This window comes from Polaromonas sp., assembly GCF_031411155.1.
Taxonomy (GTDB): domain Bacteria; phylum Pseudomonadota; class Gammaproteobacteria; order Burkholderiales; family Burkholderiaceae_C; genus Polaromonas.
Genome location: NZ_JANOAL010000059.1, coordinates 1 through 11,129 on the forward strand (window position 1 = coordinate 1; position 11,129 = coordinate 11,129).

10 protein-coding genes and 1 pseudogene are annotated in these 11,129 nt (G+C 63.0%); 8 read left to right on the top strand and 3 right to left on the bottom strand.

The window, feature by feature from the left end:
- From tldD to rodA, 3 genes and pseudogenes are all read right to left on the bottom strand, one after another.
- Nucleotides 1-278, bottom strand: a pseudogene (tldD, locus tag RMO23_RS03495) (metalloprotease TldD); the annotation flags it as partial.
- A gap of 130 nt (nucleotides 279-408) precedes the next feature.
- On the bottom strand, nucleotides 409-741 hold the full coding sequence (locus RMO23_RS03500; RefSeq protein ID WP_309678713.1) for a YegP family protein: 333 nt from the start codon (nucleotides 739-741) through the stop codon (nucleotides 409-411).
- A gap of 168 nt (nucleotides 742-909) precedes the next feature.
- The gene (gene rodA / locus RMO23_RS03505; protein ID WP_309678714.1) at nucleotides 910-2,064 is read right to left on the bottom strand and encodes a rod shape-determining protein RodA; all 1,155 of its coding nucleotides are present in this window, start codon (nucleotides 2,062-2,064) and stop codon (nucleotides 910-912) included.
- 261 nt (nucleotides 2,065-2,325) lie between these two features.
- On the opposite strand from rodA, the gene RMO23_RS03510 reads away from it, so the two are divergent.
- The 8 genes from RMO23_RS03510 to RMO23_RS03545 all read left to right on the top strand — a co-directional run.
- Entirely contained in the window at nucleotides 2,326-4,698 is a 2,373-nt protein-coding gene (locus RMO23_RS03510) for a hypothetical protein (protein ID WP_309678715.1), read from the top strand.
- Between the two features lie 84 nt (nucleotides 4,699-4,782).
- The gene (locus RMO23_RS03515; RefSeq protein ID WP_309678716.1) at nucleotides 4,783-5,379 is read left to right on the top strand and encodes a YqiA/YcfP family alpha/beta fold hydrolase; all 597 of its coding nucleotides are present in this window, start codon (nucleotides 4,783-4,785) and stop codon (nucleotides 5,377-5,379) included.
- Between the two features lie 85 nt (nucleotides 5,380-5,464).
- Complete coding sequence (locus RMO23_RS03520; protein WP_309678717.1) at nucleotides 5,465-7,528, top strand: RNB domain-containing ribonuclease; 2,064 nt, start codon at nucleotides 5,465-5,467, stop codon at nucleotides 7,526-7,528.
- A gap of 52 nt (nucleotides 7,529-7,580) precedes the next feature.
- Nucleotides 7,581-8,429, top strand: a complete 849-nt coding sequence (locus RMO23_RS03525) for a TonB C-terminal domain-containing protein (RefSeq protein WP_309678718.1) — start codon at nucleotides 7,581-7,583, stop codon at nucleotides 8,427-8,429.
- Nucleotides 8,430-8,468: 39 nt separating this feature from the next.
- Nucleotides 8,469-9,308, top strand: a complete 840-nt coding sequence (aroE, locus tag RMO23_RS03530) for a shikimate dehydrogenase (RefSeq protein WP_309678719.1) — start codon at nucleotides 8,469-8,471, stop codon at nucleotides 9,306-9,308.
- Nucleotides 9,305-10,042, top strand: coding sequence for a monofunctional biosynthetic peptidoglycan transglycosylase (gene mtgA / locus RMO23_RS03535; RefSeq protein ID WP_309678720.1), 738 nt, complete (start codon nucleotides 9,305-9,307; stop codon nucleotides 10,040-10,042). The genes aroE and mtgA overlap by 4 nt, the downstream gene beginning before the upstream one ends.
- Entirely contained in the window at nucleotides 10,042-10,653 is a 612-nt protein-coding gene (locus RMO23_RS03540) for a lysophospholipid acyltransferase family protein (RefSeq protein WP_309678721.1), read from the top strand. Before mtgA ends, RMO23_RS03540 begins: the two co-directional genes overlap by 1 nt.
- Nucleotides 10,654-10,671: 18 nt before the next feature.
- Nucleotides 10,672-11,129: phosphatidate cytidylyltransferase (locus RMO23_RS03545; RefSeq protein WP_309678722.1), on the top strand; the 458-nt coding region annotated here is incomplete at its 3' end.

The following is an 11,129-nucleotide window of genomic DNA, read 5'->3' on the forward strand; positions in this document are numbered from 1 at the left end:
TGGTCGATGCTGAAGGAGCCGGTTTTGACAATGCCTTCTTCCAGGCTCCAGCCTTCGCTGCGGGTGTATTGGAAATACAGGTCGGCGTCATCGACGCCATAAGCCGTGATTTCACCCAGGGCGCGGCTCAGGTGCGCTTCGGTCAGGCCGAAAGGCGCCAGCAGCAGTTTCTGCGCAATCGCCAGCCGCCCGGCGGTGGACGCCGCCGTGGGCCGGGCCAGCGATGAAACCCGGGACTGGTTAAGGGCCGATGCAGGGGAGGAGCGAAGTGAGGTCATGCGGCCATTGTAGGCAGTCTGCCCCGGCCGGGGCTGGCCGGTCCGCGCGCCAGTGCATGCCGCAGGGCTTTGCCGCTTTCCCGTAAATCCGCTGCGGCGGCCGCTGTCCGCGCCCGGCCGCCCGGTACGATCAGGTGTTGTCGGTGGTGGTGGCGCCCGGTGCATTGTTCTTGCACGACTCAATGCCGGCGTCGCGCGCGGCGGTGCTGGCGTACATCTGGCTGTTGCCAATGACCTGGCCGTTGCTGGCCTTGAGGGTGAAGTACGGCGAACCGTCCTTGCCGGTCAGGCGGTCGAAGCGGCCATCCTGGGAGGCATTTTTCTTGACCGACTCGATGCCGTTGAGCGCGCTGGCCTTGGCTTCATACATTTCGCTGCCGAGAATTTTCTGGCCGTTGCCCGCCAGCAGCGAGAAGAAAAACTTGTCGTTCTTGGATTTGTTGAGTTCAAATTTACCGGCCATGACGATGCTCCTTGGGTTGATGCGTCGGTCTTGCGCGACTGCGAAAGTGACACACCGGGTTGTAACCTGTTAGTCCACAGGAACGCAAGAAGTGGGTGAACGCAAAAACGGGGAAAAGCCACAAATCTGGCAGGCCTGTCGCGCGCCGGGTACACGGCTGCGCAGCTTCTAGCTCTGCACCAGCCGCTTGGCCTTGGCAATCGACATCAGCATGCCAATGGCCACCCCCAGCGTCACCATGGCCGTGCCGCCATAGCTGATGAAGGGCAGCGGAACGCCCACCACCGGCAAGATGCCGCTGACCATGCCCATGTTGACAAAGGCGTAGGTGAAGAAAATCATGGTCAGCGCGCCCGCCAGCAGACGCGAAAACAAGGTGGGGGCCTCCAGCGCGATCGCCAGGCCGCGAAAGATCAGGAAGATAAAGCCGGCGATCAGCAGCAGGTTGCCCATCAGGCCGAACTCCTCGGAATAAGCCGCAAAAATAAAGTCGGTGGTGCGCTCGGGAATGAATTCAAGGTGCGTTTGCGTGCCGGCCATGAAGCCCTTGCCAAACACGCCGCCCGAGCCAATCGCGATCATGCCCTGAATGATGTGAAAACCCTTGCCCAGCGGGTCGCGCGACGGATCCAGCAGGGTGCAGATGCGCTGCTGCTGGTAGTCGTGCAGAATCGGCCAGCGCATGCCGTCGGCGCACAGCTGTGGCTCGTACCAGACCACCAGAAAAACACCGATCAGGCCCAGCAGCACCGGCGGCACGATCAGCTTCCAGCTCAGGCCGGCAAAGAAAATCACCGCCACCCCCGCGGCCAGCACCAGCAGCGAGGTGCCGAGATCGGGCTGCTTCATGATCAGCCCGACCGGCATCGCCAGCAGCACCAGCGCGGCCAGAAAGTCGAGCGGCCGCAATTGCCCCTCGCGTTTTTGAAACCACCAGGCCAGCATCAGCGGCATGGCAATTTTCAGGATTTCACTGGGCTGAATCACCACGCCCACATTGAGCCAGCGCCGCGCGCCCTTTTTGGTGATGCCGAAAATCGCCACCGCGATCAGCAGTGCCACGCCAATGGTGTAGACCGGCACGGCAAAGGTCATCAGCCGTTGCGGCGGGATCTGCGCCACCACAAACATGATGCCCCCGGCAATCAGCATGTTGCGGCCGTGGTCGACGAAGCGGCTGCCATGGTCATAGCCCGACGAATACATGATCAGCAGCCCCGCGCAGGCCAGCAGAAACACCGCGAACGCCAGCAAGCCGTCAAAGCCCTGCAGCAGGGGCAGCGAGCGCTGAAAGAGAGAGGGTTTGTCGAAAACGGCGGCCATGCCGGGATTATCTGCGACTGCTCAAACCAGTCCAATGTCGTCCATCGAGTTGCCAGTGCCGCTGCGGCTATCCACAAGCCACCTCCTCGCGCAACAAGCCCAAAACGTCGCGCCAACTTTTGCCGCAGCAAAGGTGTGACTTTTCCTTCTTGTTACATCTCCTAATTGGATGATTTACTTTCTCACATTTGGATATACATTGTCACGAGCGACATCCCGAACTACCTTCGGGCCGCTTGTTCACCTCTTTAGGAGATTCCCATGACCTTGAAAACCCGGAAGCTGGGGCTTGCGTTTGCAAGTGCTACCCTGCTGACACTGGCCGCATGCGGCGGAGGCGGAAGCGACGCCACCGTATCGACGCCTGCGGCAGGCACCACCAGCGTGCCCGTTACGGTGGTTGATGACGCGATTGGGAACGCCACGGTATGCCTTGATACCAACCTCAACGGTGTGTGCGATAGCGGCGAGCCCTCGGGTAAAACAGACACCAAGGGGCAGGTTACCCTCCAGGTACCCACAGGGGATGTCGGCAAATACCCGATTCTCGCGATCATCGGCTCAGATGCCGTCGATGCCAGGTATGGCGCGGTCACGGTTCCATTCACCATGACGGCCCCGGCCGACAAAACTGCCGTGGTCAGCCCGCTCACCACCCTGGTGCAGACTCTGATCGCCAGTACCGGGGCCTCCAGCGCCCAGGCTGAAGCGTCCGTCAAAGCGCAAACCGGCCTCAATGTTTCGCTGTTTGAAGACTTCACCAAGAGCACCACCGCCGACAGCCAGACCGCTGGCACGGTGGCGCGCATGGTGGTGGTGACCACCCAACAACAATCCAGCACGCTCGGCAGCGCGGTCGGCAGCACCGCCATTGACGGTGCGAAGATCACCCAGGCCGATCTGAACAAGATCATTCAGAACAAACTTCTTGAAATCCTGCCGGCCCTGTTGACCGCCCTGGCCGATCCTGCGGTTCAGGCGGCCACCACCCCTGCAGCCAAGGAGGCGGCCCTGTTGGCCCTGGTCGATACTGGCCTGACGACCAACTCGGTAGCCACGCTGGTGGCCATCAACAACCAGACCTCCCCTTCCGCCACAGTGGTGGCCGCCGACACGCCGGCAGCTGGCGCGACCTTGAACAACCTCAAGTTTCAAGATGCGGCGAACTGGTTCTCGCGCGTGTTGTCTGGCTCGCTGGCGCAAAATACCCCCGACGCAACCGGCAAAGTCAGGTATGTCGAGCGCCGCAACAGCAGCGTTTCTTCCGTAGTTGCCAGTTGGGGGGCCGGAAGCAGTCCCAACCGTCAGTCTGACTTGCATTTCAACGGTTCAGCCTGGGTCAACTGTGCTCTGAACCACGAAAACACCAGCACGGTGCGTGATGCCCAGGGCAACAACGCCTACAACTATTGCGACAACGCCGAGACCGGCAAGAGCAATCGCGCCAAGTTCGACATTAGCGGCAAGACCATGGCGAATGTCCTCACCGACGTTCGCGTTGCGGGCTACACCAACCTGTCAATTGGCGACAACACGGCAGCCACCTTGACCTCGGCGCTGGCCAGCACGACGTTCCCGCTCGGCTCTTCGTTGTTCTACCAGTCCGTTACCCCTTTGACCGAAGCCATCAGCTACTACCCTGGCAGCGGCAACCTGGTAACGCAGTACAGCCCGGCCGTTTCTGCAGGCGGTATCGCCAGCACGCAGGCAGCCGGCGTGGGCTGCAACTCTGCCGAATTCACTGGCAACGCCGCCAACAGCAGCACACTGGAAAGCATGATCAGCGCCATGACGGGTACACCCTGCGTCTTTACAACGGGCAGCTTTGTGTACGGCGGCGTGACCTACACGAGCCCCGACCAACCCAGTGAGGCCTGGGGCAACAGCACCACGGGCATCGGCACGATTGGAACGGCGCCGATCGGCACGGGCACGGCACCCGGTTTTTACAGCGGCAACACCAAACTTCGCATGGCATTCAAGGGCACTGGCACCAACCCGGTCACTTACTACGCCTGCAAGGAGCGCTTCAACAACGGGTCTAACCGCAACTGCACGCCGATTGGAACGGGTTCCTACACCATCGCGACCTTGGGGGATGCGCGTGTGATGACGCTGAACAACCTGCCTGCGCAGGCATCACCATTGACGTATACACGGGTTTTCGTCGAACGTGGCGGGCGTATTTACTTTGGTTACCAGAATAAGCCGAACGCAAGCAACAGTGCGCGACTGAACCTGAAGGCTACCAACGCTTTGTTCGCCAGGCTGGGCCTGCCCGTCGTGGACGTGGCTACACCTTTGGCATTGACGAAAACCTCTTACGCGGGCGATTGGGAAGTGTTTGACAACGCTACACCTTTACAGTCAACCGTGGTCAGCCTTAAGGCCAATGGAACTGCCATCTGCACCGATACCGATGGCACGCTGACTCCTGCAGTCGTTACCAGCAAGGCTTGCACCGTGACCTTCTCAAGTCTGGTGAACGGCGACTTCTCAGTGTCGACGACGCCTCCGGGCAATTCAACAGTCACCGGCAACGCCAACTTCCTGACCGGCGCCATCAGCGGCAACTACACCGACAACAACGTGATTCCACCGGCAACAGGAACCTTCTCAGGCACCCGGCGCTAAAACCCTACCTCGCAGATACCAGTCTGTCCGGCTTATGCAAGCCCCGCCCCCGCGGGGCTTTTTTTCGCCCCTATGATTTCACCCATGCGCACCACCCACCTGCTCTACCTGCACGGATTTCGCTCTTCGCCCCAGTCGGTGAAGGCGCAAAAAATGGCCGCCGTGGTGCGCCAGCAGCACCCCGCCGTGCGCTGGTGGTGCCCGCAGTTGCCGCCTTCGCCGCGTCTGGCCCTGCAGCAAATCATGGAGGGCATCGCCGGCTGGCCGCGAGAGCCCGGGTTTGAAGGCCTGGCGGTGGTCGGCTCTTCGCTAGGCGGGTTTTATGCGACCGCCGTGGCCGAGCGCCATGGCTGCAAGGCGGTGCTGCTGAACCCGGCGGTGGATCCGGCGCGCGACCTGGCCCGCCACATCGGCGAGCAAACCGTCTGGCAAAACCCGGACGAGCACTTCTTTTTTGAACCGCGCTTTGTGGACGAACTGCGCGCCCAGCAAACCGGGCCGCTAAAGGCCCCGAACAACTACCTGGCGGTGATTGCCAAGGGCGATGAAGTGCTGGACTGGCGCGACATGGCGGCGCGCTACCAGGGCGCGCAGTTGCGCCTGCTTGAAGGCGGCGACCATGCGCTGAGCGACTTTGACCGGCATTTGCCCGCCATTCTGGATTTTTTGCGTCTGGCCTGACAGCCAGGCGGCAAGGCGGCAAGGGGGCGCAAGCCGGGCTGATTACACTAGCTGCAAGCGCCCTGCGCCACCAAAGGATTCGATTTTGTTTGTACTGTTTGAAGAAACCGGTAAATTTCTGGCCGGCCGGATTTTGTCGGAGAACGATGCGTCGTTGCAGGTCGAGCTCGACTCGGGCAAGCGCGTCAAGGTCAAGGCCGTCAACGCCTTGCTGAAGTTCGAAAAGCCGTCCCCGGCCGAGCTGGTGGCGGCCGGCCACCAGCTGAGCCAGGAGATCGAGCTGGACCTGGCCTGGGAATTCGCCAGCGACGACGAGTTTGGCTTTGCCGACCTGGCGCGCGACTATTTCAGCGCCGACGCGAGCAAAGCCGCCAGCCTGGAACAACAGGCCGCCGCGCTGTTCCGGCTGTTTGAAGCGCCGCACTACTTTCGCCGGGCCGGCAAGGGCCGCTTCAGGAAGGCGCCCGCCGACATCCTGCAACAGGCGCTGAACGCGATTGAAAAGAAAAAGCAGGTCGCCGCCCAGATCACGACCTGGGCCGACGAACTGGCCAGCGGCCAGTGCCCCGCGCCGGTGCGCGAGCAGCTTTACAAGATTCTCTTCAAGCCCGACAAAAACAGCGCCGAATACAAGGCCGTGGTCGAGGCCTCGCGCGCGACCCACACCGCGCCGCTGGAGCTGCTGCAAAAGGTGGGCGCCATCGCCTCGCCCTACCAGTTTCACTGGAAGCGCTTTCTGTTTGAAAACTTCCCCAAAGGCACGGGCTTTCCGGCCCTGCAGGCGCCGCCCATCAAGGACGAGCTGCCGCTGGCCGACGTGAAGGCGTTTTCCATCGACGACTCCAGCACCACCGAGATTGACGATGCGCTGTCGGTGCAGGGCCTGGGCAGCGGCACGGTCACTCTGGGCATTCATATTGCGGCGCCCGGCCTGGCGGTACTGCCCGGCAGCCCGATCGATGCGCTGGGCCGCGCGCGCCTGTCCACCGTCTACATGCCGGGCTACAAGCTGACCATGCTGCCCGACGACATCGTCAACACTTACACCCTGCTGGAAGGCCGCAACTGCCCGGCCCTGTCGCTTTACCTGACGCTGGAGGAGGCCACGCTGGAGATCCAGGGCAGTGTCACCCGGCTGGAGCAGGTGCCCATCGTCAGCAATTTGCGCCACGACCTGCTGGACAGCACCTTTACCGAGGCGTTTTTTGAGGCGGCCCAGACCGCGCCCGCGCTGGACGTGCGCTGGGGCGTGGAACTGAGCTTTTTGCACCGCCTGGCCAAACACCTGAAGGGCCAGCGCGAAATCGTGCGCGGCAAGCCCGAAACCTTTAACCGGCCCGACTACAACTTCAGGCTCGACAACCCCAGCGGCGCAGAGCCGCAGGGCGACGAGATCGTCAGCATCAACACCCGCCAGCGTGGCGCGCCGCTCGATCTGATCGTGGCCGAGGCCATGATCCTGGCCAACAGCACCTGGGGCGAGTGGCTGGCCGAACATGGCGTGCCCGGCATTTACCGCAGCCAGGCCAGCCTGGCGCCGGGCGTGAAGGTGCGCATGGGCACGCGGGCCTTGCCGCACGCCGGCCTGGGCGTGAAAAGCTACGCCTGGAGCACCTCGCCGCTGCGCCGCTACACTGACCTGGTCAACCAATGGCAAATCATTGCCTGCACCCGCCACGGCCGCACCGCCGCGCTGGCCGCGCCCTTCAAGCCCAAGGATGCCGAACTGTTTTCCATCATCTCGGGCTTTGATGCGGCTTACAGCGCCTACAACGGCTTTCAGGCCGGCATCGAGCGCTACTGGACGCTCAAGTACCTGCAGCAAAACGCCATCACCGAACTGACGGCCACCGCCTTCAAGGACAACCTGGTGCGTGCCGACGAGCTGCCGCTGGTGCTGCCGGCGATGGGCGCGCAGGGCCTGCCGCGCGGCGCCAGGGTGCGCGTCAAGCTGGGCGCGATTGACGAAATCACGCTGGATATTTCGGGCACCGTGAGCGAGCGGCTGGACGCGGCGCCGGATCAGTCGCCCGAGCCGCTGGACGAGGAGGACGGCGAATCCGAAATGGCGGCCGGGCCAATCTCGATTGCGGTCGATGTCGACGAGCCGGTCGCCGACGCGGCCAATGCACTGGCCGCTGCCGACTGAACAGGGAATTCACCCCCGAAACCGGCCCCGATTGGCCCGATAATCCCGTCCTGTGAAGTCTTTCAGCACACTGCAAATAGCCCTGGGCGCATCGATTGCCGTGCATGCGGTGCTGCTGACGGTGCGTTTTATCGATCCGGAGCGCTTTAACCGGGTGTTTCAGGACACGCCGCTGGAAGTGATCCTGGTCAACGCCAAGTCCAATGAGAAGCCGGATTTTGCCAAGGCCATTGCGCAGGCCTCGCTGGCCGGCGGCGGCGAGCTTGAAAAAGGCCGGGCCACCTCGCCGCTGCCGCCGTCCAGCCTGATGTCGCTGGGCGATGCCGACGAAGAGGCGCAGCGCAAGGTCGACTCGCTGCAGGCGCAGCAAACCCAGTTGCTGGCGCAGATCAAGAAAGCCCTGGCCGCCATGCCGCCGCCCGATCTGACGCAGCCGGCCAACGCCCCGGAACAGCTGCAGCGCGAGGAAAAGCGCCGGCAGCTGATCAAAATCCTGGCCGAGATTGAAAAACGCATCAACGAAGAAAATGCGCGGCCCAAGAAACGCTACATCAGCCCCGCCACCCGCGAAGAAGTCTATGCGGTGTACTACGACGAGTTGCGCCGCAAAATCGAGGACAAGGGCACGGTCAACTTCCCCGAGATGGCCGGCAAGAAACTGTATGGCGCGCTGACCATGATCGTGACGGTCAATTTTGATGGCCGGATTATTGACACCGAGGTGGTCGAAACCTCGGGCAACCTGACGCTGGACCGGCGGGCGCAAAGCATTGTGCGCGGCACCGGCCCGTTTGGCCGCTTCAGCGAGGCGATGCGGCGCAAGGCCGACCAGATCGTGGTGGTGTCGCGCTTCAAGTTCACGCGCGAAGACACGCTAGAGACCAAGCTGACCGAGCGCTAAGACCCCTCCACGCATCCTTCCAGGCATCAGCCCACTTTCATGGACCAGTATTACGTTCTCGGCAACCCGATTGCACACAGCAAATCACCCCAGATTCAGGCCCGCTTTGCCGAACTGACCGGCCAGCGCCTGCACTACGACAAGCTGCTGGTGCCGCTTGACGGGTTTGCGACCACGCTGGCCCAGTTGCTGCAGAACGGCGTGCGCGGCTGCAATGTGACGGTGCCCTTCAAGCTGCAGGCGTTTGACGCCGCCCACAGCAGCAGCGACCGGGCGCAACTGGCCCAGGCCGCCAACACCCTGAAGCTGGACGCCGGCACGCTGCATGCCGACAACACCGATGGCGTCGGGCTGGTCAACGACATCCAGAACAATGCCGGGGTGGCTCTGGCTGGGCGCGATGTGCTGCTGATAGGCGCGGGCGGAGCCGGCGCCGGCGTGCTGGGTCCCTTGCTGGCCGCCGGGCCGCGCCGGCTGGTGCTGGTCAACCGCACACTGGCCAAGGCCGAGGCCCTGGTGGCACGCCACCAGGCACACCCCTCGCTGCACGCCTTGCTATCAAAAACAGATCTGCTGGCACTTGATATACAAGGGCTGTCGGCCGATTTCGATGTCGTCATCAACGCCAGCGCGAGCAGCCTGGCGGGCGCGGCGGTGCCGGTGAGCGGCCGCGTGCTCAAGCCCGGCGCGCTGGCCTGCGACCTGATGTACGGCCCCGCCGCGGCCGGCTTCATGACCTGGGCGGCAGCGCATGGCGCCCAGCCGCGCGACGGCCTGGGCATGCTGGTGGAGCAGGCGGCCGAAGCCTTTGCGCTGTGGCGCGGCGTGCGGCCGCCGTCGCAACAGGTGCTGCAAGAGCTGCGAAAGCAGCTGGCGTGAAAGCCCTGCTGCGCCTGCTGGGCCTGCTGCTGCTGGCCGCGCTGGCGCTGCAGCTCTATTTTGTCGGCCGCATCGCATTGATGGCCGTGCTCAACCCCGAATCCACCGCGTTTCAGCGTTCCGAGATGTATCTGGTGGCCAGCAAGACCGGCTCGCTGCAATGGCGCCAGCAGTGGGTGCCCTATGCCGAAATGTCAGACCACCTGAAGCGCGCGGTGATCGCATCCGAGGACGCCAGCTTTATCGAGCATGAAGGCGTGGACCTGGAGGCGCTGGAAAAGGCCTGGGACAAAAATGCCAGGGCCGAGCAGCGCGCCGCACAGTCCGGCAACCGTCTGGCCCCGGGCAAGGCGACCAAGCCGGCCAAAATCATTGGCGGCTCCACCATCACGCAGCAACTGGCCAAAAACCTGTTTCTGTCGGGCGAGCGCACGCTGCTGCGCAAGGGCCAGGAGCTGCTGCTGACGCTGCTGCTGGAGGCCCTGCTCGACAAGCAGCGCATTCTGGAGATTTACCTCAACAGCGTCGAATGGGGCGAAGGCGTTTTTGGCGCCGAAGCCGCCGCACAGCACTACTACCGCAAGCCCGCCTCCAAATTGAGCGCCTACGAAGCCGCACGCCTGGCCGTGATGCTGCCGCGCCCCAAGTATTTTGAAACCCGGGCCGGTTCGGGCTATCTGGCCTCGCGCGCCAGCACCATCGTGGCGCGCATGGGCGCGGTGGAGCTGCCCTGATGCTGGCCAAATTGATGAGCCTGTTTCTGCTGGGCCTGATCCGGGTGCTGACCGGCGCCCAGGCGCGCTGGCAGGGCTGCCCGCCCAAGGCCGAACAGCGCATTTATTTTGCCAACCACCAGAGCCATGCCGACCTGGTGCTGATGTGGGCGGCGCTGCCCGAAGAGCTGCGCAGCATCACGCGACCGATTGCGGCCAAGGACTACTGGACCAAAACGCCGTTCAAGCAATGGATCACCCGGGCGGTGTTCAACGCCATCTATGTGGACCGCGTCAAAACCGGCGAGCAGGACCCGCTGGAGCCGCTGATCGAGGCGCTCGGCAACGGCGACTCCATCATCCTGTTTCCGGAAGGCACGCGCGGCAACCATGAGGAGCCGCAAAACTTCAAGTCGGGCCTGTACAACCTGGCGCAGAAGTTTCCCCATGTGGTGCTGGTGCCGGCCTGGATCAACAACGTCCAGCGTGTGATGCCCAAGGGCGAAGTGGTGCCGGTGCCGATTCTGTGCTCGGTGACCTTTGGCGCGCCGATCGCGCTCGGCCCCGCCGAAGAGCGCGGCGATTTTCTGGCCCGCGCGCGCCGGGCCGTGATGGATCTCAGGGAAACCTGACGCAGACCTGGCCTCCCGATGAATAGTTTTTTACGCAATCTTTCCCCCAGCGAGCAGGTCGGCCTGCTGTTCGTCATGGTGTTTGGCTTGCTGATCATCATCAGCCTGGTGGCCTTCATGATGTCGCTGAAGGACCGGCACGAGGACGACCTGCATACCCAGAAGCTCAAGGAGTTCAGGAGCCTGCTCAGCACCTCCTGGCTGATGTGCACGGTGTTCTGGGTCGGTTGGGCGCTCGGCGAAACCGTGGCGACGGTGCTGTTTGGCCTGGTGGCGTTTTTTGCGCTGCGCGAGTTCATCACGCTGTCGCCGACCCGCCAGGGCGACCACCGCAGCCTGGTGCTGGCGTTTTTCATCGTGCTGCCGGTGCAGTTCGCGCTGGTCATCACCCGGCATTTTGATCTATTCACGGTGTTCATCCCGGTCTATGTGTTCCTGGCGATTCCGGTGGTCAGCGCCCTGGCCAACGACCCGCA